This window comes from Ruegeria sp. SCP11 (genome assembly GCF_040329455.1).
GTDB classification, from domain to species: Bacteria; Pseudomonadota; Alphaproteobacteria; order Rhodobacterales; family Rhodobacteraceae; genus Ruegeria; species Ruegeria atlantica_E.
In genome coordinates this window covers 460,121-482,299 of the sequence record NZ_JBDZYG010000002.1, presented here as the reverse complement: position 1 = coordinate 482,299, position 22,179 = coordinate 460,121, and the positions used below count along the sequence as shown (strand labels likewise).

Sequence of the window (22,179 nt, the reverse complement as noted above, 5' to 3'; positions counted from 1 at the left end):
CGATGCTCGCCACGGAAGGGGGAGATATGTCTGAAGCAAACCAAGGCGCCCAGGAATTTGAATCTGCTGCCAGTCGAACTGAAACAGTTGCAGAGTTCGAGGACCACCGGCGCGGTGTATTGGGGAAGTTACAGCACCTTCTCCACGTCAATCCATCCTTTGTGCCTCTTATCGTCTTAGTCGGTGCGATGTTGATATTTGGCCTTCTATTAGGCTCAAAGTTCTTCTCTCCGTTCGCAATGACTTTGATCCTTCAACAGGTCCAGATCGTCGGCATCGTGGCTGCCGCTCAAAGCCTTGTTATTCTGACGGCCGGCATTGACCTGAGCGTCGGTGCGATCATGGTTTTTTCTTCTGTCATCATGGGGCAGTTTACGTTTCGGTACGGTATTCCGGTACCAATTGCGGTCATGTGCGGCCTTGCAGTCGGAACTTTGATCGGGGCCCTCAACGGATGGCTTGTCAGCCGCGTTAAGCTCCCGCCGTTTATCGTCACGCTTGGAATGTGGCAGATCGTTCTGGCTACGAACTTCCTGTATTCCGCAAACGAAACCATTCGTAGTCAGGACATCGAAGCCAACGCCCCTTTCCTTCAATTCTTCGGAACCAAGTTCAGCATCAGTGGAGCGACCTTAACTGTTGGCGTCATTTTCATGCTCACCCTGATTTTTGTATTGGCATATGCGCTCAAACACACGGCCTGGGGACGGCATGTCTATGCGGTCGGTGACGATCCCGAGGCTGCCGAACTTTCCGGCGTGAACGTCCACAAAACCCTGATGTCCGTTTACATGCTGTCCGGTTTGATCTGTGCCTTTGCGGGCTGGGCTTTGATCGGGCGCATCGGATCGGTCTCGCCGACCTCCGGCCAATTGGCCAATATTGAGAGCATTACCGCTGTTGTGATCGGGGGTATCTCGTTGTTCGGCGGGCGAGGCTCCATTCTGGGATCGTTGTTCGGAGCTTTGATCGTCGGTGTGTTTACATTGGGTCTGAGGCTGCTGGGCGCAGATGCGCAGTGGACCTTCCTGCTCATCGGACTTCTCATCATCGCGGCGGTCGCCGTCGACCAGTGGATCAGAAAGGTATCGGGCTGATGTCAGACACAACTCCAGTCGTCCAGGGCCGCGGGATCGTGAAGCGCTATGGCCACGTCACCGCCATCGACCATTCCGACTTTGAACTGCGGCAAGGAGAAATCTTGGCGGTGATCGGGGATAACGGCGCGGGCAAATCTTCGATCGTCAAGGCGATCTGCGGCGCCACGATCCCGGATGAGGGCGAGATTCTGATCGAAGGGCAAAAGGTCAACTTCACTTCGCCGATCGACGCCCGGAACATGGGGATCGAAATCGTCTATCAGCAGCTTGCCATGTCCCCTGCCCTGTCGATTGCCGACAACATGTTCATGGGGCGCGAGATCCGCAAACAAGGGTTCATGGGCAAATACCTGCGCCAGCTCGACCGCCCCGCGATGGAGAAGTTCGCCCGTGAAAAACTGACCGAGCTTGGGCTGATGACTGTACAGTCGATCAATCAGGCGGTCGAAACTCTCTCTGGCGGCCAGCGCCAAGGCGTAGCCGTTGCGCGTGCTGCTGCATTTGCGACGAAGTTCATCATCATGGACGAACCCACGGCTGCTTTGGGGGTCAAGGAAAGCCGCAAAGTTCTTGAGCTTATCCAAGACGTGCGGGCGCGTGGTATTCCGATCATTCTGATTAGCCACAACATGCCGCATGTCTTCGAAGTCGCCGATCGCATCCACGTACATCGGTTGGGCAAACGCCTGTGCACGATCGACCCCAAGGATTACACGATGTCCGATGCGGTGGCCTTCATGACCGGCGCCAAGGAACCCCCAAAAGAGGACGCCGCGTGATTGATCAGGATGCAAAGTGCGTTTGTGACCTGATTTCCTCCCGGAGGCAGGTTGGGGTTCGGACGATTGTCGCAATCGCCGGCCCCCCTGCATCCGGAAAGTCGACTTTGGCAGAAACCGTCGTGCAATCGCTGAACGCGCAACAAAGCTCTGCGGTTCCTTTAGCCACGCTGGTGCCCATGGACGGTTATCATCTGGACAATCGCGTGCTGGAAACACGAGGCTTGTTGGCCCGCAAAGGCGCGCCGGAAACCTTCGACGCAGTTGGGTTCTGTGCTGCAATCAGAGTGCTGCAATCCGCGCAGCATGAATCCTTTCATCCTAAATTCGACCGCCAAATGGACTTGGCCATCGCCAATGCGATTGCGGTTCACCCTGAAACTCCGATTGTGGTTGTGGAAGGGAACTACCTTTTGATGAATAGCGACCCGTGGAGGACGTTGGCAGATGTTTACGCCGCAACGGTTTTTGTCAGCTCCACATTGGGGGAGCTCGAAAACCGGCTACAGCATCGCTGGATCAAGCATGGCTTTGACCCGCAAGCCGCGCTGCAACGCGCGAAAACGAACGATCTGCCAAACGCGGAACACGTCATCCGTGATAGCAGGAAAGCGGATCTCACACTGAACCAGAATTACACTGAATTCGGGATGCGCTACGCGTTCTGAATTTGCGCATTGGATTCACCCATCCGTTAAAGCAGCACCTCTAGGCGGGTTCAGGTGCAACCAAAATCACTCCATTCACGATGAGGAAACCTCATGAAGTTCTTTGTGGACACAGCAGAAGTAGACGAGATCAAAGACCTTATAGGCTTTGGATTAGTAGATGGTATCACCACCAATCCAAGCCTGATTGCCAAGTCCGACCGCAATTTCAAAGAAGTTATCGCCGAAATTTGCACCCTGACAGATACGCCCGTGTCGGCAGAAGTTGCAGCCCTGGATACTGCGGGAATGATTGCAGAGGGAGAGCATCTTGCAGCAATCGCCGACAACGTCGTTGTCAAACTGCCGTTGACACTGGATGGCCTCAGGGCCTGTGCTCATTTCAAAAAGGAAGGGATCAGCACAAACGTCACACTCTGTTTCTCAGCCAATCAGGCACTCTTGGCGGCAAAAGCGGGTGCGACCTATATATCGCCTTTCATTGGCAGATTGGACGACATCAATCTGAATGGGGTCGACCTCATTAGAGATATCCGGAGCATCTTCAACAATTATGACATTGAAACTGAAATCATTGCAGCATCCATCAGAAGCCCCAATCACATAACTGAGGCTGCATTGGCCGGATCAGACATTGCCACGATACCCCCGTCCGTCATCCGCAAGCTAGTCACGCATCCGCTGACGGACGCTGGCATTGAACAGTTTATTTTTGATTGGAAGTCTACAGGGCAATCGATTCTTTAATAAGCTTTCATTTTGATTGAAACGGGATGACCTGAACCAGACCTTGAACGGCTGAGTAGCAAGGCTATGTTTCGGGACTTAAAATTAAATGAGACGCTCCTTGATTTGACAAACAGGCCGAGTTTCGTGGGAAACTGTCAAAACTCCTCTTCAATAGCGGCATGAACACTGCGGCAACAGCAGACCGCTCCAACGTCCGCTTTGTTAAAGTGACTGGAGACTTTGGCGCGGTCGCAGCGACACGTCCGCTTCCCGCCCCGAGCGTCGGACTCAAACGTCCGCTATGGGCTGCGACCTGTCGCTTAGATGGAGGCTTGCGAGCCAGTTCGAACTTTGGGGTTCAATATAACAGTATCTATGACCAAGCTTGGTTGAAGGTGGATGTGCGAGAACCCCAAGCAAACTCAACTGTCATTAGATGACAATAGGTTCAAAGTCCGGGCTGCAATTCCGATCCGAACCTGTTGCCCCCAATCGAACTGTAGGAAGTCTTGTTCGACACCATCTGCGAATATCACACCACCTTCGTTGATCCGGGACGTCAGGAGCAGTTCATCAGACGACTGAACCAATCCGGAAGACAAACTGCATCCGCTGACTTGGCTGGGCCATGGTTCCCGCGAAAAATAGACCGCTTTTCTTTCGGTCGGGTTCAACTGATGGTGCTGGTGTGTGGCGGTCATAATTGATTTGGCCCAACCCGTCGCTCCTGTTCCAGTCGAAACGATAACACCTGACGAAGACTGGTATTCCTCGGCATCTCCATCAAAAATTATGTATCGGGCAGATTGATGGGACCGGTGACCAATGAACAATTCGTTCAGCGCAACCAGACCATCGCCGTTGCCAAGTCGCGCTTCAACCATAGTCCTTGGCTCCAGTGTGGCCAGCCCTGATGAAACCAGATCAAGCAAGTTCGAAACCTCGTCCGGCCGTCTCGTCGTAAGCACGCCCTCCGACATCTCGCTACCTGGCGTCACGCCAATCACAGGTTGGCTGGTGATGTACTTGGCCAGATTGGCGACAAGACCATCCTGCCCAACGGCCACGACAATGTCGTTGTCCGTGAACAAAAAACGATCAAGATCCGCTCGCTCAACCTGCGCAATAGACCAATCTGAAGGCACTGCACTTTTCGTTCGGGTTATGCCTTCCTGCAAAGCTGAATGAACAGCCTCTACTTTCTCAATGCTCTGATCGCGGCTACTCAAGAAGAAGCTTGCCTGCCCCCGTGTCCCGTGCTGCTCGATCAGCGTTTGGTACTCTGAAGCGCGGTGCACAACAACGACACGCGGGGACAGGCTACTCATCTCTTGCCCTTTCAATCGGCTACGACCGCCGGGGAGATAGCCGACTTCATCTGCGCCATGACACCAGACAACATGTCAGGAGTGACGGTCAGATTGTCGATGGTTTGAAGCTTGCCGGCGAACTCCTGCGCTGCCATTGCAAACAGCACGTTGGGCGGAAGGTCCGCATAAACAACCATGCGTTCCTTTTCCATATCCGCTTTGGCTTGGTCGACGGTGCGAATACGGTCCGCCTCAGCCTCGGCATCAATCTTCATTGCTGCGGCCTCGGCTTCTGCCTTGGAACGGGCGTTTTCATCTTCGCGGGCAATCAGTTGCTTGCGCTGGGTTTCCAACTCGATCCTGGTGCTGAGCTCGTTTTCGGCAATGGCTCGTTCTTTTTCGACCGCCAAAGCACGCCTACTGAACGTAGCTTCATCCGCCTGTTGCTGAAGGCTTTCAAAAGTTGGGGCCTGCAACGCTCGGGCAAGTTCGCTGCTGGGTGAGATATTGTCCACGCCAACACTCACGATCTCAACACCCATTTCGGTCATTGCACTCATCGATGCAAAGCCTTCACGCAAGGCGACCTGCACAGGACCAACACCGCTCTTCAGAATCTGCCGAATGTCGTTTTGGTTGACATAGGCGGAAATGAGACGTCTGCCCTGCCCGCCGATCAAATCATTGATCTGATCAACAGGTTGCCCAAGGAGTAGACCTGAATTGGGGTCCAAAGTGAAATCTACACGATCCCCCAAGGTCTCGGCATCTGTTACCCGCCAAACGATACTGCCTTGTACCGTAAGGTCCTGATAGTCGGCCGTTTGCGCCTTCAGCAAGAACGGCAACACGCGATCATCCATTGGAATTTCCGACAATGAGGTGCCCGCTGGTGCAAACCAGAATGACAAGCCTTTACCTGACCGCGCCCGCTGTCCCTTACGATACTGTTGAACATGGCTTGAGGCGTCAGCCCGCAGGTGTCGGATGAACGGGTATCTTGTGATCTGAGCCATAACGACAAGCTCCTTTCTTAAAGACGCGTGTAAAGTTCGGCGGGGCGAAATGCAGAGGCTTCCTCACGTCGCCCCGTCGCCTTGATCGTCTTGCGATCAAGGAGTTTCCGGCGGAACGCGGGCTTTGTCAGACCGCGCCCCAGAATTGCTTCGTAGACTTCCTGGGCCTGCCGAAGAGTGAAAAACTCGGGCAGCAGCTCCAATGCTATATTGGTATAGTCCAGCTTCCCGCGTAGTCGCTTGACGACGTCCCCGAGTATCTCTGCATGATCAAAAGCAAGACTAAAAGTGTTTCCATCATCGGATATCGCAGTAGCCACCCCCCCGGTTTCGCCATCCCAATTCGTTTGAACCGAAGCGAGCTGCAATGACTCGGATTTCAGAACAGCTTGAAAAAGATCAGAGGACGGCATCAGCGCAAAATGTGTAACGCTGACAACCCGTTCACGTGGGTCGCGATCCAAGGCGCCGTACGTAAACAACTGCTCAAGATAGGCTGATTTTAATCCAACTTTTTCGTTCAAGACCCGCTGAACCGTGTTGTCGATTTCCTCATCAACTCGGACATACCCTCCGGGCAATGCCCATTCGCCTCCGACCTTGTCAGCATCAGCACGCTTCATCATCAAGCACTTCAGTTCACCGTCTGCGACGGTGATCAGAGCCAAGTCGACGGCAAGTGATGGTTTTGTATGAGGCATGCGATTCTCCTTATATCCATAATAGTTATTACTAAATTGCATATAAGTAAATAGAATTAATTTTCCCTTCAGATATTTAGGCTTGCATAGACCTTGGGGCGATTGATTTTCAGATGTCTAGGTTTTGATAATTCGAGAACCGAGCGACTAGATGATTGATCCCCTTTGTCCGGTCGCGGCCGCTTTCTGGATCGCAGAACAGAGGGCAGAGGCTTATGCTACTTCAGCTCAGAGGGGCTACTAAGCGCCTAGCCGTTGTTGATCATACTCTAATCATTCGCTCATGCTGCAAATCACAAAACGCGCATAGCGGCCGCCCGGTGAATGGGGTGGCCGCACTCGTATCGTTTGTAAAAGGTCAGCGAGCCTATCCGCGGCTCAGGATTTCCTCTCCGAGGATTTGCATGATCTTTGGACCGGTCTCGCTGGCCCAATTGACAGCAAGCTCTGCCAGCAGCGCGCTGGTTGTGGTGAGCTCGACACCACCGCGCTCCATCTTCCGGAACGCCATCTCATCCGTCAGCGCGGTGGGGGAGCCAGAAGCATCGACCACAGCAGTCACGGCAAAGCCTTCGTCGGCGGCGCTGATTGCAGGAGGGGCAAGGCATACGTCGGTGGTGATGCCCGCCATGATGAAATGCTTGCGCCCGGTGTTTCGGCAGGCAAGGGAAACAACCTCTGTTACGCTCTCCTCCTCCAGCAATGCAGCCAGAACAGATGACCCGACCATGCCGGTTGCCCCAGTAAGCAGTACGCGCCCGAGAGCACGTGCGGTGGGTTCATCCGACATTACGGCGTCGCTCCGCTTCCGCCTTCAGGCCGCGATTAAATGCCTGATAACCCTTCAAATAAAGTTTCGCCAAACGCCCACCCATCAGGAAAGTCATGCCGCCGATGATCTCGTCCGATTGCACGAACCGGGTCTTTCCATCTCCGGCGGCCTCGACCCTGAAATGGTGGTTGTCACGGATACCGCCGGGGCCTCTTTCAGCCCAGTAGAACTCCTGGCCGTCTACCACAGTGATCGTGTGATCAATCCGCGTGAGCTTTTCTTTGTTGGGGTCCAGCTGGAAGGCAACATTGATGCTTTCACCGTCCGCGATCTGGCCCTCGATTCCCACAAGGAACGCAGCCCAGGAGCCGTAGTTGGCAGTATCGGTCAGAACCGACCAAACGGCTTCGGGCGCCGTGTTGATGATGATGTCGGTGTGGATTTTATGATGAGAGAAGCTGACTTTCTCAGTTCTACCAGTTTCCATGATCTTCCCTTTTTGAACGGTTCAAGCCTCTAGAGGCGCAGACCGGTGCGCCGTCTTAACGGTGATCCGCCCGAACCGCTCGCGCATGCGCTGTGCCCTGAAGAGGTAGACGGAAATAAGGGTGTAGTTGATGCACTCCACCACCAAGTTGCGGTAGCGATCTGGGTTTTGCAGCATGTCGAAGGTTTGGACCGCGCACATCGTGGCAAGTGCTGTGAACATCACAAGCATTGCGATGGGCGTGTAGCGCCAGCGCAAGGCGTAACCGGCAAGGAACGTGGCCCCCGACACAGTGATCAAAATCCAATGGAGGGTCTGCATGCCAATTGGGAATGTCTCGTTTTGCAGGGGCATCAGCGGGGCAAGTCCAGAGAAGTATTCCAGAAAGCCTAAGAGACCCCAACTGAGCATGATTAGGGCGGCGAGGACCAACAATGAACTGAAAATGTGTGAAAGTGCTTTTTGCATGATCTACCATCCCCGGAGACACGTCTCCCTAATGATCGATGTGACTTGGCATATTGCCAGGCGGGGCTTAGGCCCCCACCGCCGACGTCTCTAGAAAATTGCGGATGTCGTATTCGATGTCGCCTTCGTATCGCTGGGCGTAGGTGTCATAGGCGCGCGCGAGTTTTCCATAGCGGTCATCAATCCGAACCTTGTTGTAGGCATGGCTGACCGCGAAAAATTCACCGGCTTTCAGCTGATTAAGCACCCGCTTCACAAACTGGTCCGTCGGCATGCCGAAGCCTTGGCTCATCTCGGAAACCACCAAGCCGGGCATGATCAGGGCCACGTCCATGAAGTCCGGCGTCTCTTCGGCCAGAAGTTCCGTGATGGCTAAAAGGGCATGCTTGGACGAGACATAGGCATGTGAGGAAGGTACGGCCGTGAAGACACTGTTTTCGGAGCCAAGGTTGTAGATCGCGCGGGGTGTTCCACGGTCGAGCATTCTGCGCCCAAAGACCTGAATTCCATTGAGCGTTCCGAAGATGTTGATCTCATAAACACGCCGGAACACATCCAGATCCATGTCGATTAGCGGCGTGGGGTTCTGGCCAATGCCCGCATTGTTGATGAGCACATCAACCGAACCAAACTCAGCCTCGGCAAAGTCTGCCAGTGCATCAACCTGACTGCGCTCCGCAACATCACAGGCTGTTCCCGCCACTTTGATCCCCTCGGCTTTCAGTTCTGCCACTGCCTCTTGAACGCGGTCCAAACGGCGACCGCAGATTACAACCTTTGCGCCTTCCTGCCCCATCTGGAGGGCGAGTTCTTTACCGATCCCCGTCGCGGAGCCGGTGACGACAACGGTCTTGCTTTCGAAATCTTGCATGATCTTTCCTTTTGGGAGGTCTGCACTGTCGCTTCTGGAATGAATGGCGGGATCAGATTTTGAAGGATTGGCCGGTAAGCTCTTCGGACAGGGTCCATAGCCGGGTAGCAATCTCGATATTCGCTGTTATCGGATCGCGGGTGGCCACGCCGACCTCCCCGCTCATTTCCTGGGGGCCAGTGGGGCCGTAATAGTCGCCCCCTTGGACTTCCGTGGATAGTGCGGCGTACAACGTGGGTTTTGCGGCTTCTTCTGGAGAATGAAGGAACTGTTCAACTTGCGCCTTCATCTGCGCGAGCTGATCCGGGTTAACGTTATGGAACAGCCCCGACTCAGAACCGCCGGGATGGACGGACAGTGCTCTTAGCCTGCGACCGGAAGCCCGTAGACGACGGTCCAGCTCGTCCCCGAACAAAAGGTTCGCGAGTTTCGACTGACCATAAGCAATGCCGCCATCCTGGCCACAGGTCAGATCATCGAACTGAATGGTTGCGCCCTTGTGCCCGAGGCTTGAAAGCGCAACGATCCGGGATGCCGGATCGTCTGGCACGAGGTTGATCAGCAGCGCCGTCAAAAGAAAATGACCAAGGTGATTGGTCGCGAATTGCAGTTCGATCCCATCGCCATTTGTCTCAGCGGTGTAAAGCAGGATGCCCGCATTGTTGATCAGCACGTCGAGCTTCGAATAACGCGCGCGGAACGCCTCGGCAAAGCTCCTGACAGAGGCAAAATCGCCCAGGTCTAGCGGCATCACATCAAGCGAGGCTGACGGCACGCGTGCCAGCACGTCGTCCCGAGCGGTTTTTGCCTTTTCGAGATTGCGGCAGGCCATCACTACATGGAACCCGGCCTCGGCCATGCCGATTGTTGTTTCAAATCCGATGCCATTGTTGGCTCCGGTGACGATGGCAATTTTATGAGAAGTGGCGATCATGAAGGGCTCCACAAAGTTTACACTTGATGACTGATTGTAAATATTGACAGTCATCCACCTAATGTCAATATGCTCTTTATGAAAAATCGCGACGCTCACATCCTCGACGCAGCAGTCCGCCTCTTTCTTCGGTTCGGGGTTAAACGGACAAGCATGAACGACATTGCGGAAGAAGCAGGGTTATCACGACAAACGCTCTACAAGGCATTCGCCAATAAAGACGCAGTGTTACAGGCCACGATCCGCTCCATGGCGGACAAGGTTGTCGTCGACATTGAGGCCGGGCTAGCGAAGACGACGGGACTCAGTGCGCAATTGGATGTGATCTTCCAGCACACCGTGATCGAGCACTATGATGTCCTTCAATCCTCGCCGAATGCCGAAGACATCATTGCGGGCGTAACCGCTTCTTCACAGGAGGAGCTTGAAGCAGGTGCTCAGCGGAACACTGAGATTATTGCCCGAATTCTAGAGCCTTTCTCGGATGACCTTAGGGCTGCGGATCTGTCGGTGGCCCAATATGCAGACTTTATCCAACGCACTGCGACGGCGGCAAAATACACGGCGAAAAACAGAAAGCACTTGATGCAATTGCTTGAAGCACTCCGCGTCTCTGTGCTGAAGGTAGTTAACGCGAACTAGTTTAAGGAATGACCAATGCGGAATTCGATGCGCGCAGCAGCATCGGGCAAAATGGGCTCGTAGTCGACCTTCGCTACCTCTCGCATAATTGGCTGGAGGCAGCCCAAAGCGGACATCCACAATTGGGGTTTTCAGTTTCGTAGAAGCGCAACTAAACGGTCCTTTTGCTTCATTCTGAGTGGCAGTCAAACGCTCGTGGCTGCCATTCGATTCATGGATTTCGCGCCCTATGCATACATCGTGTAAGAGGCGAAGAACTTCTGAAAAGTTTGTCGGCCGCCCTGTGAATGGGGCGGCCGCACTCGTATCGTTTGTAAAGTTTAAGCGAGCCTATCCGCGGCTCAGAATTTCCTCACCAAGGATCTGCATGATTTTCTGGCCGGTCTCGCCAGCCCAATTGACAGCAAGCTCTGCCAGCAGCGCGCTGGTTGTGGTGAGCTCGACACCACCGCGCTCCATCTTCCGGAACGCCATCTCATCCGTCAGCGCGGTGGGGGAGCCGGAAGCATCGACCACAGCAGTCACGGCAAAGCCTTCGTCGGCGGCGCTGATTGCAGGAGGGGCAAGGCATACGTCGGTGGTGATGCCCGCCATGATGAAATGCTTGCGCCCGGTGTTGCGGCAGGCATCTGCAAAGGCGCCGTCATCCCAGCAGTTCACTACGCCGGGACGCTTAATCCGCGCGGCGAATGCATCTGGTGCGATCTCTTCCAGCGCGGGCATCAGCGGCCCCTGCATGTTGTCTTCCATACTGGAAGTCAGCACCAGCGGCATGCCAAGCGCGGTCGCCGTCCGCGCCAGGGCGCGGGTGTTGGCTTCTATTAGTTCGCGGTCAACGGATTTAGCCCAGTTCATTGTGCCGACCTGATGGTCTATCAGAATGATGGCTGCGTTGTCGGGGGTCACTTTTTTGGAGGTCATATTGATGTCCTTTCCTGGTTAAGAGATTTCGGAAGTGGGCAGATCGAAGATCAGGATTTCGGCTTTAGCTGAGACCGAAATCTCCAGGTTTCCGGAGCGGAGCAGTCCCAGCCCATCTCCTTTGCCAAGGGGGAGATCAGCAACAGTTGCCTCGCCTTCGATCATAAAAATGTAGAGGCTGCGTTCGGGGCTGGACGGGCTGAAACTCAGCACGCCGTGGCGGTCGAATTTGGCGTAACTGAGACGCACTTCCTGCTGAACAACGAGGGAGCCATCGGCACCGTCGGCCGACAGCACCAGCTGGAACCGATTGGTGTGGTCCGCGGTTTCCAGCTCCTTGCTTGAATAGGCCGGCGCCAACCCTTTGGCCCGCGGCTCAAGCCAGATTTGCAGCGCCCGCATCGGCATCGTCCGCGAGTTGTTCACTTCGTTGTGGAGGATGCCGGTGCCAGCGGTGATCACCTGAAGGCCCTTCGCTTTTACAGTGCCGTTGTGAACGGGCACCACCGGATCGATATGCGATACCTCTCCGTCTACCATGAAGGTAACGACCTCGACATCCTGATGCGGATGCAGGCCAAAACCCTGGGCGCCTGGGGCCAGTGTCCCGTCGTCGATTGTAATCAGCGGGCCCAACCTGCGCCGCCCTGCTTCCAGATGCGGCTTGAACGACAAATGCGCCTGCATGAAGCCGAAGTCCTTAAACTCACGGGTTGCAGCGGGGTGGTAGACGATCTCTGTCTGCATTGCTCATCTCCTGACCAGTTCGCTGGGACAAAATTTAGGGATCTCCTTCGTTCTAGAAAATGATCCTTTTGTTAACTATCGTTCGTAATAATGAACGATAGATTCTATTCCTGCGCCAAGGCCCTGGTTGCGACTGTTCGTGCCGGGTCGATGAGTGCGGCAGCGGCGGAGCTGAACACCACGAAATCAGCAATCAGCCAAAAGCTTGCACTGTTCGAAGCTGAATTGGGGTTGGTATTGCTGGACCGGTCAGGTCGGGCGGTGACCCCGACCTCAGCCGGGCGCAGAATATTTGAGATCTGCGCTGGTCCTGTTGACGCAGCGCTTGAGGCCGAGGCAGAGCTTGGCTTTGCCAGAAGCGGGAAGATTGCTGGTCGAGTTTCAGTCTCGGGGCCAAACAGCCTGCTTGGCACCGTGTTTGTCCCTCTCCTGGCCGGGCTTCAATCCCGTTATCCGAGTGTCGAATTGGAGCTTCATGCAGACGATTCCAGGTCTGATTTTGCGGCAGATGACATCGATTTGGCGTTCAGGACTGGTTCCGCCGACAAAGGGCGGTTCATCTCGGCAACCTTACCGCCAGCCCGGCGTGCACCTTACGCCAGCCCAACCCTATTGGAGCATGTGCAAGACGTTGTCCGGCCCGCTGATTTATTGTCGCTTCAATGTGTCGTACGAACTCAGGAGCCCAGCAAATGGGTGTTCAAGAACGACGACGGTCGACAAGAGGTTGTCACGCCGCCCATTGGGTTGCGGGTTAACACGATGGAGCTTGCCTATTCGGCAGTTTTGAGAGGGCATGCAGTTGCCATGCTGCCCACATTGCTGGCGCAACAGGATGAACGCGCCGGAAACCTCGTGCGCCTACTTCCTGACTGGTCTACCGAACCAGTTCCCCTGACTTTGCTTTGCCGCCCTGAACGTTTGGCCGCTCCGCAGGTCGCTGCGGTTCGGAAATTTATTTTGGAGGCATGTAAACCCGCACAGTCGTTGTAGAGAGCCAATCACGCCTGAGCTGAATGACGGTATGTGGAATCCACGTGGCTCAAATCAACAAGCCGCTAAAAATATGTTTTTGCGGAACCTCCCGGCTGACGCATTGATGCGCAGTACAGTTGTCAATTACAGTTCCGCTTCCCGGGACGATCCACTCATCCGATAGTGCCAGCTTAGCCCACATCAAACCAGTTCGTGAGCCATCTGGCATTTGGTTGATTGGCCTAGTGTCGCCGTTCGCTACCTTTTTGCATAGTGACTGAAGGCAGCCCAAACCGGACCTTTATCGTCGGGCTTCGCAAACTCCGAAATGCGGACAGACCTGCCATTAGCCGTCCAAATGTCAACGACCGCTTCCGTATTGAGCAAGTCATCAATAAAACCGACTTTTGTGGCGACGATAATCACAGCCCTCATTTCTTGACATGCGACGGTTAGCTCGCTTGTTTATCATCATTGCCTCTTAACCCAGCGTATAGGAGCTTGAAAGTTGAAACGCATTCTTATTGCTGCCGCTTGTTTTCCGCTGGCTGTATCTGCCGAACAACAGCGCTCATTGGGCGCTCATGAGCATGGTGCCGGAACTCTGGGGATTGCGGTTTCCGGCTCCGAGGTCGCTATGTCTCTGGAAGCACCGGGCGCTGATATCGTTGGGTTTGAACACGAAGCTGCCAACGCCGAAGATCGCGCTGCAGTGGCAACCGCTGTTTCAGAACTGGCACGCCCGTTGGAGTTGTTCGTCATTCCTGAAAGTGCTGGGTGCTCTGTAACGGCGGCCAATGTTTCCTTGATAGGCGACCATCTTGATGAGCATGCCGAAGACGATCATAGCACCGAGGAACACGCCGAAGAAGAAGGCGCGGAGCACACGGAATTTCGGGCCGAGTACACCCTGACCTGCGCGGCACCGCAAAAAATCGATCGTATCGAATTCGCCTATTTCGAACGTTTCCCGAACGCCCACGAACTGGATGTGCAAGTCGTAACGGACAAGGGAGCGCAGACCTACGAAGTTGAGCGGGAAGCGCCCGCGCTTGAGTTGAAGGGCATGTTCTGACCATGAAGAACGGTGCCGATGCAGAGGAACCTGCCGATTGCGCCGTTTGTCTGAAGGATGTCGCGTTCTCCTGGCCCAAATATACGTTTTCCATGTCCGTGGAAAACTTCCGTGTTGAAACAGCGGAAAAGATCCTGCTGCTGGGGGAAAGTGGCGCCGGAAAATCCACTCTTCTCAGCCTGATATGCGGCGTGATACAGCCGCAGAAAGGTACCGTTCGAATTGCAGATCATGATCTGACATCAATGAATTCGTCTCAGCGAGACCGCGTCAGGGCCGATCGGATCGGCATCATTTTTCAGATGTTCAATCTGCTGCCATATGCCAGCGCGCTGGATAATGTACTGGTCCCCCTTCGGTTCTCTCCCAAGCGGCGGCAAAGATGTGCTCATGCACGCGAGGAAGCTACGACCCTATGCTCGGCTTTGGGGCTTCCCGGGGAGCTTATTTCAAAAATGCCAGCCTCCGCCTTATCAGTGGGGCAGCAGCAGCGTGTTGCAGTGGCACGGGCAATGATCGGCCATCCTGAAATTATCATTGCGGACGAGCCGACTTCGGCCCTGGACGCCGGATCGCAGGACGAGTTTCTGAGTTTACTTTTTGCTCAGTTGTCGCAGTCCGGCAGCACCCTGATCATGGTCAGTCACGACGAAAGATTGGCGGAACGGTTTGATCGGATAGTCCGGCTGGAAGATGTGGCAGCGACCAAAAGGATGGCTGATTCATGACGCTGATTAGATTGGCCTTTCTGTCGTTGAAAAGTCGGGCTTTGACCGTCAGCTTGACGGTCTTTGCCATCGCTTTGTCCGTCGTTTTGTTCCTTGGAGTGGAAAAGCTGCGAACCGGGGCGCGGGCAAGTTTCGCCGATACAATTTCGGGTACTGATCTGATTATGGGCGCGCGTTCGGGCGGTGTTCAATTGCTGCTGTACTCGGTCTTTCGCATCGGCAATGCCACCAACAATGTGACCTGGGAAAGCTATCAGGATATCGCCTCGCGCCCTGAAATTGCCTGGTCGGTGCCGATTTCGCTGGGGGACAGTCATCGCCAATTCCGCGTCATGGGAACGACGCCAGAGTATTTCGAGCGTTATAGATACCGGGGCGACCGCGCCCTTGCTTTTGACCAGGGCGAGCAAATGAACAATTTGTTCGACTCCGTCATCGGCACAGACGTAGCCACGCAGTTGGGTTACGGGGTGGGCGACCCGATCGTCGTTGCACATGGGGTCGCGTCATTCAGCAAACACGAGGATACGCCCTTTCGGATATCGGGTATTCTGGAAAAAACCGGCACTCCGGTAGATCGCACCGTGATTGTCAGCTTAGAAGCCATCGAAGCCATCCATGTTGACTGGCAGGGCGGCGGACAAAAATCGGGCAGCCCAACCCCGGTGGAGGTGATCCGGGAAATGGACTTGCAGCCAAAAGCAATTACGGCCGCCATGCTTGGCGTGAATTCGAAACTTCAGATTTTCTCGGTTCAGCGCGCTATTAACGAGTATCCGGAAGAACCGCTGCTTGCCATCCTGCCGGGCATAGCGCTTCAGGAACTGTGGGGCATAGTAGGCATAGCCGAGCGCGCGCTGATTGGCGTGTCTGCGATGGTTGTCGTTACCGCTTTACTGGGGATGTCCGTAATGGTCCTTTCCGGTCTGAACGCGCGCCGTCGCGAAATGGCAATTTTGCGGGCAATGGGGGCTGGCCCTAAGATTGTGATGGGTTTGCTGATGATCGAAGCCGTTCTGATGGCCTGTCTGGGGACTGCTCTGGGGGTGTTGCTGCTTTATCTGGGGCTTGCTGTTTTGCAGCCCTGGCTAGACAGCGCTTTTGGCCTGTTTATACCGATCACCTTCTTGTCTCCCCGCGAGGTATTGATTTTGGGCGCCGTCGTTGTTGCTTCCGCCGTGGTTAGCCTTCTGCCAGCGATACGCGCCTATCAAATGTCCCTGGCTGACGGCATGACCGTTAGAATGTGATTTGTTGGTAGCCCGAAAACAGCTAGATTGGTCATATGTCTCGCTTGGCTGGAGTAATCGCCGCAATTATGGCCGGGGCCGCCTCAGGTGCCGGTGCCTGCGGATTCCATAATTATACCCCCCAACCCACATTGGTTGATCGGTTGATCGAAAGCGAGCATGTCGTGCTCGCGCGCCAGCATCCGGACAATCCGTTTCGATACAAGGTGGCCAAGGCGCTAGAAGGAAGTGCCGAGGGTGTCGAACTACCCTATCTGGTGGATAGCGTCAGCCGAAGACGGCTTAAGACCGATCCCAACGCACGGGTTCTTTTTGCTCGCGAGGGCGCATATGGACCCTGGCTGCGGGTTGCACTTGTCGATGACGACATGCGCCCCGTTCTCAATGCTGTCGTGACTCATTTGCTCGAGTGGAAACAAGGTGAGGACCTGAGCAGGTTTCAGACCTTTGCCGCCTATCTCAACCATCCGGACGACAGCGTTCGGATGGTTGCGCTGCGAGAGCTAGACAGGGCGGACTACGGGTTTCTGGTGTCCGGGACATTACAGATCGACACGGCCCGGATACTGTCCGAATTTAACAACCCCGCGCAAAGGAATCTTCGGGCCATCCGAATTCTGCTTTTGGGTCTGGGTGGAGGAGAAGGTGTTCATGAACAACTGGTGGCTGGATTGTACCGGGTCGCACAATTCGAAAGCAATCTGACAGGCGCGTATGCAACGGCGTTGATCGAAATGGGGGGGGCTGGATCAGGTGAAATCGCTGGTGCGGGCCTATCTGACCGATCCGGGACTCCCAGAGGCTTCGAAGGAAGCGGTGGTGGAGGCGTTGGCCCTGCACAGCCAGTATGGTGATCCGCTGATGCGCAAAACTATCACCGATGCGATCGGGGATGTGTTGCATCAGTCTCCACAGCTTGCTCCGGCGGTCGCACGGCAGTTCGGTGCCCGCAGAGTTTGGTCCCAACGAGACTCTCTCTCGGGCCTTGTGCGGGCTGGGTTATTGGTATCCCCACTGGATGTTCTGGCCGTCAGCCAATACATTGCCATGGCAGATGATTTGCCCGGGTCATTGAACTCAATCGATAGTGAAAAAGCGGATACCGGAGTTTCCAGATGATACAAACACGAAGGTATTTCCTGTACCAGGCAGCGGCAGTTGCAGGATTTCTGTCGGTCCTGTCGACCACGATACACGCAGAAACTACGCCAATCGAACTGGGTTGGGACGACCTTGTACCTGACTCAGGTGGCGCGACAATGGAAAGGTTGCGCAAGCAGGGCATAGTTCAACACGGTGAATTAAGCACCCCCTTTGATCAGGAGACAGCCGCCGAGCTGACCACAGAATACAACAGCAAGCTCGTGCGGATCCCCGGCTACCTTGTTCCACTTGAAGTTGAAGAGCGAGTGATGAAGTCGGCGCTTTTGGTGCCTTACGTTGGGGCTTGCATTCACGTACCGCCACCGCCGCCTAACCAGCTAATTTTCATCACCACCGCAACTCCGTATGAATACCGATCTATGTTTGAACCAGTTTGGGTTGTCGGTACGTTTGGAACGGCGGCCACCAGCACACAACTCGCTGAGGTAGGCTACACGCTGGTTGCTGAGAAGATCGACCCATATTCGTAAATTGCTTGGTGAACTGTCCAAATAGAGGCAAGAATTATGAGGGTTCGTCGTGTGGCTTGCGAACTCAGATTGGAGGCGATGTACTGCAGGTCGTTATCGTGTGTCCGCCAGCGATGTGGCCTTTTCGTACTCGCCCAGCAAAGGTTGCATCATTTTTGGATCATGTATCACCTTTTCCAGCCACCGTCGGAGCGGAAAGGTCTCGCCTTCGGCGATCATGGCCGCAAGGCTTTCAAGAATTTCCGATTCTTGGTCGAATTGTTCGAGCGCGGCGTTGCCCGCGGCCTGATAGGCCATCATATGTGGACCGAACGGCCCGCCGAGGTCCAGATTCTCCTGTATCGTGTCCAGGCTCTCGCGATAGTGTCCGGCGTGGAATAACGAAACACCCAGCATATTTCTGTAGGGCCGCCGGATACTTAGGGGGTCGAGGCTTAGCGACCGTTTCAGCGGCGTGATTGCCTGATCCGGCTTCCCGGCGTACAAAAAAAACATTCCCAGATAGCCATGAGCCAAGCTGGAACTCGGTTCCTGCTCGACCGCTCGTTCACCAAAATCAATCGCCGGTTGCGGGTTGCCCATCAAGATTTCAAGAATACCCAACGTCAAGAGGGCACGAACGTTCGCCGGGTCCTTTTCCAGCGCGATTTCGGCATTTTGCCTGATTACGTCGCGTGTTTCATCCGTGTTCGGAGCCAAGCCAAACCAGGCTCGGTGCGAAATCGCGAACCCCAGCCCCGCATGACCATGAGGCGCGTCCGGTTCCAGGTCCACCACACGCTGCAGCAAGGCGTGCGCTGCGTCAAACCGGGCCGGATCGCTTGGGGGGTGAATGATGTCCAGCGCCTGTTGATACAGGATTCTGGCGTCACGGCGCGTCCAGCGCGCATCCTCGATCCGCGAAGTCAGTTCCGGGAACAGCTCGATTGAGAAGGTGGCGCTGATCTCTCGCGAAATCTCGGTCTGCGTATCGAACCGGTCCGTCGTTTTGTAGTCGAACCGCTTGGCCCAGATTTCGCTGCGGCTGTCCACGTCGACGAGACCGATGTTGAGACGATAGCCATCTGTCATCGTCTGTAGACTGCCCCGCAAAACATGCGTGGCACCCAGCTGTCGCCCCTGATCTATCCGGTCAACCGCTTCGTCAGACAGTTCGGCGGTTGACGCGTATGAGATCACTCGCAGGCCCTGTACACGCGCCAGATCGGTCGTGATGTCTTCGGCAATCCCTCGGGCAGCGACGGAGGCAACCGCGCTGCTGCCCAACGGGTTGAACGGCATCACGGCCACGATCGGCAAATCTCCCCACAGGTTCGGATTGGTTGTGGCCTGATCTCTGGGCGGGTTGTCCGGTTCAAGGCTTTCGACCAGCAAGAAGCCTGACACGGCGACCAACAACACCAACAAAAGCAGCAAGAGCCAATTTGGCGCGCGCCAGCTAGCTTTGCCTGATCTCCTTGTTCGTTCTGCGGAAATGGGCGTTGCCGACGTTTGATCCCGGAAATCGAACGAAGGCACATATGACCCTTTGGGAATGGTAATCACCAAAGGATCATTGCTGCCGTCCGTCAGATAGTAATGCTCCAGTTCGCGTCTAAGGCGACGTGCTTCCAAGCGCACAACCGGATCGGACGTCGCGTCGAAGTCTTCGGAACGTCCCAGAACGGAAACGCCGATCGAATATCCCTTCAGCCGGTCAGCGCGTCCCGCCAGTGTTTCATCGACAATGTACTTGAGGAACGCGCGTCGGCGATCATTGGCCCCAAACTGAGAACTCTCGAACATACGCGCGAGCTGTTCGTCTATTGCCGCCTGTTCGGGCGATGGCAGTGACTCACGCTCGGAAAACTGACTTTCCATCGAAGTGTCTGTCGGTTGTTTACGTTCCATCCACTCGGTTCAAACAGTAACTGACTGAGTCGCGTTGCGTCCAGTATTACATTCAAATCAAAGAATTTTTAATGTTTTTTACATGTTCCAAACATGTTCTGTACCCCAAACCCCTGTTCTCAGCTGCTAGTCTGGCACCTCCACGGAATGTCCGTGCGATGTTTCGCTGGAAAGAGTTTCTCACTGATGGCCTTTGGCTTTTACGGGGGGAGCAAATGGAAAACTATCTTACTGCCGGGTGTTCCGAACTGGTGAGCCAGTCGCCCAGCGATGAGTTCACAATCATGTCCTTGTCGCGGAGCGATCCAAAGTTCCAGGCTATTTGCCGCGATTTCGGCGAAGCGGTGACTGCGCTGCACAGATTTGAGGAACAGGGAGAGAGAGGTCAGGCCCGAGCGGCTGAATTTCGACAGATCTCTGAGGATCTGAGGCTCGAACTGATGGAATACGTCAAGCAGGCGACGACACGCTCCAAGGCGCAGGGGCACAGATAAAGCAATGGGTGGTCGGCTGAACAGATAGGTTGTCCGACACGATGACCAAGGGTCACACACGCAAGGAGACGGGAATGGTTAAACGATTTCGCAAAGCGCTATTCATCGCGTTTCCCATCATGTTCGGTCTCATGTCCGTCGCTTACGCACAGGACAGCAGTAGCGAAGAATGCAAGGCGCTGTTTGTGCACAATGCCGGTTCGGTTTCGATGGCCGGTGACACGATAACCATGGAAGATGTCAGCCCGATCATCACATTCTTTTGCGATCGTCCAGTTCGCTATGCGGGTGTGCTGAGCATAGAAGGCTTTTTGGACATGGTGTCCGAAGGCGATGACAGCTTTGCCGTAGACCCGCCCAACGCTTTGCTGACCATCGTCGCCGACGGCGCGCAGCCCGTAGACGTTGTTGTCGAACTGTCGCAACGCCCGCTGAGTGGGGCGGGAACGATGACGTATTCCGGTGTCAAGGTGATCACCGGGGATATTCCGCAAACCACAGGTCCGGGCACATTGTTCATCGACCATTTCGGTCACCCCATGTCGCCAGGCTCCGTGGCGGGCGTACATCGCCGGCACGAGCGTCGCGCGGTACGCAATTGTGAAGCCACCGACGCGGACGATCTTTGTAATTGCGGACCTGGCCTTGCCTGCAACTGAAACGCGAAGGGCAAATCAGGAATTCTGAAGGGAGGCTTGCATCAGGGATTCCGAATTCTCTGATCATACGCAAAACAGCAATAGTTAGGGAGGAAGTTATGTTTTCAATTCTTGGCAACTACCGGGGAAAACTGGTCCGGGGAACCGCGGCCGCCTTCGCCGCCAGCGCCGCGTTGTGTACGGCCGTCTGGTCTCAGTCCTATGAGGAAAATCTTGCTGCGGGTGCTGCGGAAACGGAACAGAATTATCTGAACGTTCCCTTCGTAAAACCCGAAAATTATAAGACACCCTATACAAGTCCAAATTATTGGCCGACCAATTACCCACGTGGCCCGATTGACCGGTCGCCAGCGGATTCCTCAACCAAAGTGATCACCCTTGGAACCGGCGACCCGCCACCCAACCCCTACCGTTTTGGTCCTGCTCATGCGGTGATTGTAAACGGTTTTCCATATTTTGTTGACGCCGGCGAAGGCTGGTTCAGGTCACTTGGAAAGGCGGTCCTTTCTCAGGGCGCAATGGATCTGGCAACCGTTTTTGATCTACAGAACATCAAGTACATGTTTCTGACCCATTTGCACGAAGATCACACAGTGGGATTGCCATCCTTTATATCGGGTCCGTTCAAGTTTGGCCCCGGTCCCGACAAGAAGATTTACGGACCTATGGGCGTGGACGAGATGATTGCCAATATCAACGCCGCTTGGCGACTCGACAGGAACGAAATGTTCCAGGGCTCGACAACCCAGAAGGCCGACGGGGCAACCGCGATCGGCGTGCCGGTCTGGCCGACGACAGATCCGAAAGGGCGGTTAATTTACGAGGACGACAACGTAACGGTCGAAGCATTCCCGACAAAGCACGGTTTTCTTCAACATACCTACGCTTATCGGTTCACGGCCAAGCCGGACGGGCGCGTTATCGCGTTTGGCGGTGACGGGCACTATTCTGAAGGTCTTGTCAACGCGGCAAAAGACGCTGACGTTCTGGTCATTGAAAGCATTACCCGAGAGAACATCATGTTCGTGGTCTGGGGTGGCGACACGGAAGACGAAAAAGTGAAGATCATTGGTGCCTATCACATGTTTCCAGAAGACATGAAAAAGGTTCAGGACGACAGTGGCGTCAAACAGATCGTCATGACGCATGTCCAAAACTACAACGACCCCGAGCATTTCGACCGTCTGAGCGTGTTGAAGGAAATGCAGGATGCCGGCGTCACGAACATCCTCATGGCCGAAGACGGCGACATCTACTGAACGGGTGGCCAGTCCAAGGGAAAGCCCTGCCGGGCTTTTCTGCCAAAAGTACCGGAATGAAACCTCTGAT

At 54.9% G+C, this 22,179-nt stretch carries 26 protein-coding genes; 15 read left to right on the top strand and 11 right to left on the bottom strand.

The features are described from left to right. Window positions 1–26: 26 nt before the first annotated feature. The 4 genes from ABLN94_RS05490 to fsa all read left to right on the top strand — a co-directional run bounded on the left by ABLN94_RS05490 (window position 27) and on the right by fsa (window position 3,294). Window positions 27–1,097, top strand: a complete 1,071-nt coding sequence (locus tag ABLN94_RS05490) for an ABC transporter permease (protein WP_352990099.1) — start codon at window positions 27–29, stop codon at window positions 1,095–1,097. After that, window positions 1,097–1,879, top strand: a complete 783-nt coding sequence (locus ABLN94_RS05485) for an ATP-binding cassette domain-containing protein (RefSeq protein WP_352990097.1) — start codon at window positions 1,097–1,099, stop codon at window positions 1,877–1,879. The genes ABLN94_RS05490 and ABLN94_RS05485 overlap by 1 nt, the downstream gene beginning before the upstream one ends. A gap of 107 nt (window positions 1,880–1,986) precedes the next feature. Then, window positions 1,987–2,547, top strand: a complete 561-nt coding sequence (locus tag ABLN94_RS05480) for a hypothetical protein (protein ID WP_352990094.1) — start codon at window positions 1,987–1,989, stop codon at window positions 2,545–2,547. A gap of 93 nt (window positions 2,548–2,640) precedes the next feature. Then, window positions 2,641–3,294, top strand: a complete 654-nt coding sequence (fsa, locus tag ABLN94_RS05475) for a fructose-6-phosphate aldolase (RefSeq protein ID WP_352990091.1) — start codon at window positions 2,641–2,643, stop codon at window positions 3,292–3,294. A gap of 404 nt (window positions 3,295–3,698) precedes the next feature. On the opposite strand, the gene ABLN94_RS05470 is transcribed toward fsa, so the two are convergent. The 8 genes from ABLN94_RS05470 to ABLN94_RS05435 form a co-directional block, all read right to left on the bottom strand. Next, window positions 3,699–4,604 (bottom strand): hypothetical protein, encoded by a 906-nt coding sequence (locus tag ABLN94_RS05470; protein WP_352990088.1) that lies wholly within the window; start codon window positions 4,602–4,604, stop codon window positions 3,699–3,701. Between the two features lie 11 nt (window positions 4,605–4,615). Further along, on the bottom strand, window positions 4,616–5,602 hold the full coding sequence (locus ABLN94_RS05465) for an SPFH domain-containing protein (RefSeq protein ID WP_352990085.1): 987 nt from the start codon (window positions 5,600–5,602) through the stop codon (window positions 4,616–4,618). A gap of 17 nt (window positions 5,603–5,619) precedes the next feature. Then, window positions 5,620–6,303: an NUDIX hydrolase gene (locus ABLN94_RS05460; protein ID WP_352990082.1), complete on the bottom strand. Its 684-nt coding sequence runs from the start codon at window positions 6,301–6,303 to the stop codon at window positions 5,620–5,622. Window positions 6,304–6,670: 367 nt separating this feature from the next. Then, window positions 6,671–7,093, bottom strand: a complete 423-nt coding sequence (locus ABLN94_RS05455; protein ID WP_352990080.1) for an isochorismatase family protein — start codon at window positions 7,091–7,093, stop codon at window positions 6,671–6,673. Next, on the bottom strand, window positions 7,083–7,562 hold the full coding sequence (locus ABLN94_RS05450; protein WP_352990078.1) for an SRPBCC domain-containing protein: 480 nt from the start codon (window positions 7,560–7,562) through the stop codon (window positions 7,083–7,085). The genes ABLN94_RS05455 and ABLN94_RS05450 overlap by 11 nt, the downstream gene beginning before the upstream one ends. A gap of 21 nt (window positions 7,563–7,583) precedes the next feature. Then, window positions 7,584–8,030, bottom strand: coding sequence for a hypothetical protein (locus ABLN94_RS05445; RefSeq protein WP_352990075.1), 447 nt, complete (start codon window positions 8,028–8,030; stop codon window positions 7,584–7,586). A 67-nt stretch (window positions 8,031–8,097) separates the two neighbouring features. Beyond that, a complete protein-coding gene (locus ABLN94_RS05440; RefSeq protein ID WP_352990073.1) occupies window positions 8,098–8,901 on the bottom strand; it encodes an SDR family NAD(P)-dependent oxidoreductase in 804 nt (267 codons plus the stop codon). Between the two features lie 52 nt (window positions 8,902–8,953). Continuing rightward, window positions 8,954–9,835, bottom strand: coding sequence for an oxidoreductase (locus tag ABLN94_RS05435; protein ID WP_352990070.1), 882 nt, complete (start codon window positions 9,833–9,835; stop codon window positions 8,954–8,956). A gap of 69 nt (window positions 9,836–9,904) precedes the next feature. Between ABLN94_RS05435 and ABLN94_RS05430 the strand changes: the two genes are divergently transcribed. Next, window positions 9,905–10,477, top strand: coding sequence for a TetR/AcrR family transcriptional regulator (locus tag ABLN94_RS05430; RefSeq protein ID WP_352990067.1), 573 nt, complete (start codon window positions 9,905–9,907; stop codon window positions 10,475–10,477). A 330-nt stretch (window positions 10,478–10,807) separates the two neighbouring features. On the opposite strand, the gene ABLN94_RS05425 is transcribed toward ABLN94_RS05430, so the two are convergent. Together ABLN94_RS05425 and ABLN94_RS05420 are read right to left on the bottom strand one after the other, a co-directional pair. Beyond that, window positions 10,808–11,398: an isochorismatase family protein gene (locus ABLN94_RS05425; protein ID WP_352990065.1), complete on the bottom strand. Its 591-nt coding sequence runs from the start codon at window positions 11,396–11,398 to the stop codon at window positions 10,808–10,810. Window positions 11,399–11,416: 18 nt separating this feature from the next. Continuing rightward, a complete protein-coding gene (locus tag ABLN94_RS05420) occupies window positions 11,417–12,145 on the bottom strand; it encodes a pirin family protein (RefSeq protein ID WP_352990063.1) in 729 nt (242 codons plus the stop codon). A gap of 90 nt (window positions 12,146–12,235) precedes the next feature. Between ABLN94_RS05420 and ABLN94_RS05415 the strand changes: the two genes are divergently transcribed. The 7 genes from ABLN94_RS05415 to ABLN94_RS05385 all read left to right on the top strand — a co-directional run bounded on the left by ABLN94_RS05415 (window position 12,236) and on the right by ABLN94_RS05385 (window position 17,807). After that, window positions 12,236–13,138: a LysR family transcriptional regulator gene (locus ABLN94_RS05415; protein ID WP_352990060.1), complete on the top strand. Its 903-nt coding sequence runs from the start codon at window positions 12,236–12,238 to the stop codon at window positions 13,136–13,138. 490 nt (window positions 13,139–13,628) lie between these two features. Next, the gene (locus tag ABLN94_RS05410; protein WP_352990057.1) at window positions 13,629–14,195 is read left to right on the top strand and encodes a DUF2796 domain-containing protein; all 567 of its coding nucleotides are present in this window, start codon (window positions 13,629–13,631) and stop codon (window positions 14,193–14,195) included. A 2-nt stretch (window positions 14,196–14,197) separates the two neighbouring features. Continuing rightward, the gene (locus ABLN94_RS05405) at window positions 14,198–14,923 is read left to right on the top strand and encodes an ABC transporter ATP-binding protein (RefSeq protein WP_352990055.1); all 726 of its coding nucleotides are present in this window, start codon (window positions 14,198–14,200) and stop codon (window positions 14,921–14,923) included. Next, the gene (locus ABLN94_RS05400) at window positions 14,920–16,173 is read left to right on the top strand and encodes an ABC transporter permease (protein WP_352990052.1); all 1,254 of its coding nucleotides are present in this window, start codon (window positions 14,920–14,922) and stop codon (window positions 16,171–16,173) included. The genes ABLN94_RS05405 and ABLN94_RS05400 overlap by 4 nt, the downstream gene beginning before the upstream one ends. Window positions 16,174–16,208: 35 nt before the next feature. After that, window positions 16,209–17,027 carry a hypothetical protein gene (locus tag ABLN94_RS05395; protein WP_352990049.1) on the top strand — a complete coding sequence of 273 codons (819 nt, stop codon included), beginning with the start codon at window positions 16,209–16,211 and terminating at the stop codon, window positions 17,025–17,027. 7 nt (window positions 17,028–17,034) lie between these two features. Continuing rightward, entirely contained in the window at window positions 17,035–17,292 is a 258-nt protein-coding gene (locus ABLN94_RS05390) for a hypothetical protein (protein WP_352990046.1), read from the top strand. Continuing rightward, window positions 17,289–17,807, top strand: coding sequence for a DUF3299 domain-containing protein (locus tag ABLN94_RS05385; RefSeq protein WP_352990043.1), 519 nt, complete (start codon window positions 17,289–17,291; stop codon window positions 17,805–17,807). Before ABLN94_RS05390 ends, ABLN94_RS05385 begins: the two co-directional genes overlap by 4 nt. A 93-nt stretch (window positions 17,808–17,900) precedes the next feature. Here ABLN94_RS05385 and ABLN94_RS05380 read toward each other — a convergent pair whose 3' ends face one another. Further along, window positions 17,901–19,697, bottom strand: a complete 1,797-nt coding sequence (locus ABLN94_RS05380) for a tetratricopeptide repeat protein (RefSeq protein WP_352990041.1) — start codon at window positions 19,695–19,697, stop codon at window positions 17,901–17,903. Between the two features lie 215 nt (window positions 19,698–19,912). Between ABLN94_RS05380 and ABLN94_RS05375 the strand changes: the two genes are divergently transcribed. The 3 genes from ABLN94_RS05375 (at window position 19,913) to ABLN94_RS05365 (ending at window position 22,109) form a co-directional block, all read left to right on the top strand. Further along, entirely contained in the window at window positions 19,913–20,191 is a 279-nt protein-coding gene (locus ABLN94_RS05375) for a hypothetical protein (RefSeq protein ID WP_352990039.1), read from the top strand. Between the two features lie 74 nt (window positions 20,192–20,265). After that, a complete protein-coding gene (locus ABLN94_RS05370; protein WP_352990036.1) occupies window positions 20,266–20,850 on the top strand; it encodes a hypothetical protein in 585 nt (194 codons plus the stop codon). 98 nt (window positions 20,851–20,948) lie between these two features. Continuing rightward, on the top strand, window positions 20,949–22,109 hold the full coding sequence (locus ABLN94_RS05365; protein ID WP_352990035.1) for an MBL fold metallo-hydrolase: 1,161 nt from the start codon (window positions 20,949–20,951) through the stop codon (window positions 22,107–22,109). Window positions 22,110–22,179: the final 70 nt, after the last annotated feature.

Coding starts and splice junctions, on each gene's coding strand:
- ABLN94_RS05490 (WP_352990099.1), top strand. CDS start 27: ATGTCTGAAGCAAACCAAGGCGCCCAGGAATTTGAATCTGCTGCCAGT.
- ABLN94_RS05485 (WP_352990097.1), top strand. CDS start 1,097: ATGTCAGACACAACTCCAGTCGTCCAGGGCCGCGGGATCGTGAAGCGC.
- fsa (WP_352990091.1), top strand. CDS start 2,641: ATGAAGTTCTTTGTGGACACAGCAGAAGTAGACGAGATCAAAGACCTT.
- ABLN94_RS05470 (WP_352990088.1), bottom strand. CDS start 4,604: ATGAGTAGCCTGTCCCCGCGTGTCGTTGTTGTGCACCGCGCTTCAGAG.
- ABLN94_RS05465 (WP_352990085.1), bottom strand. CDS start 5,602: ATGGCTCAGATCACAAGATACCCGTTCATCCGACACCTGCGGGCTGAC.
- ABLN94_RS05460 (WP_352990082.1), bottom strand. CDS start 6,303: ATGCCTCATACAAAACCATCACTTGCCGTCGACTTGGCTCTGATCACC.
- ABLN94_RS05455 (WP_352990080.1), bottom strand. CDS start 7,093: ATGTCGGATGAACCCACCGCACGTGCTCTCGGGCGCGTACTGCTTACT.
- ABLN94_RS05450 (WP_352990078.1), bottom strand. CDS start 7,562: ATGGAAACTGGTAGAACTGAGAAAGTCAGCTTCTCTCATCATAAAATC.
- ABLN94_RS05445 (WP_352990075.1), bottom strand. CDS start 8,030: ATGCAAAAAGCACTTTCACACATTTTCAGTTCATTGTTGGTCCTCGCC.
- ABLN94_RS05440 (WP_352990073.1), bottom strand. CDS start 8,901: ATGCAAGATTTCGAAAGCAAGACCGTTGTCGTCACCGGCTCCGCGACG.
- ABLN94_RS05435 (WP_352990070.1), bottom strand. CDS start 9,835: ATGATCGCCACTTCTCATAAAATTGCCATCGTCACCGGAGCCAACAAT.
- ABLN94_RS05430 (WP_352990067.1), top strand. CDS start 9,905: ATGCTCTTTATGAAAAATCGCGACGCTCACATCCTCGACGCAGCAGTC.
- ABLN94_RS05425 (WP_352990065.1), bottom strand. CDS start 11,398: ATGACCTCCAAAAAAGTGACCCCCGACAACGCAGCCATCATTCTGATA.
- ABLN94_RS05420 (WP_352990063.1), bottom strand. CDS start 12,145: ATGCAGACAGAGATCGTCTACCACCCCGCTGCAACCCGTGAGTTTAAG.
- ABLN94_RS05415 (WP_352990060.1), top strand. CDS start 12,236: ATGAACGATAGATTCTATTCCTGCGCCAAGGCCCTGGTTGCGACTGTT.
- ABLN94_RS05405 (WP_352990055.1), top strand. CDS start 14,198: ATGAAGAACGGTGCCGATGCAGAGGAACCTGCCGATTGCGCCGTTTGT.
- ABLN94_RS05400 (WP_352990052.1), top strand. CDS start 14,920: ATGACGCTGATTAGATTGGCCTTTCTGTCGTTGAAAAGTCGGGCTTTG.
- ABLN94_RS05395 (WP_352990049.1), top strand. CDS start 16,209: ATGTCTCGCTTGGCTGGAGTAATCGCCGCAATTATGGCCGGGGCCGCC.
- ABLN94_RS05390 (WP_352990046.1), top strand. CDS start 17,035: ATGCGCAAAACTATCACCGATGCGATCGGGGATGTGTTGCATCAGTCT.
- ABLN94_RS05385 (WP_352990043.1), top strand. CDS start 17,289: ATGATACAAACACGAAGGTATTTCCTGTACCAGGCAGCGGCAGTTGCA.
- ABLN94_RS05380 (WP_352990041.1), bottom strand. CDS start 19,697: ATGGAACGTAAACAACCGACAGACACTTCGATGGAAAGTCAGTTTTCC.
- ABLN94_RS05375 (WP_352990039.1), top strand. CDS start 19,913: ATGGAAAACTATCTTACTGCCGGGTGTTCCGAACTGGTGAGCCAGTCG.
- ABLN94_RS05370 (WP_352990036.1), top strand. CDS start 20,266: ATGGTTAAACGATTTCGCAAAGCGCTATTCATCGCGTTTCCCATCATG.
- ABLN94_RS05365 (WP_352990035.1), top strand. CDS start 20,949: ATGTTTTCAATTCTTGGCAACTACCGGGGAAAACTGGTCCGGGGAACC.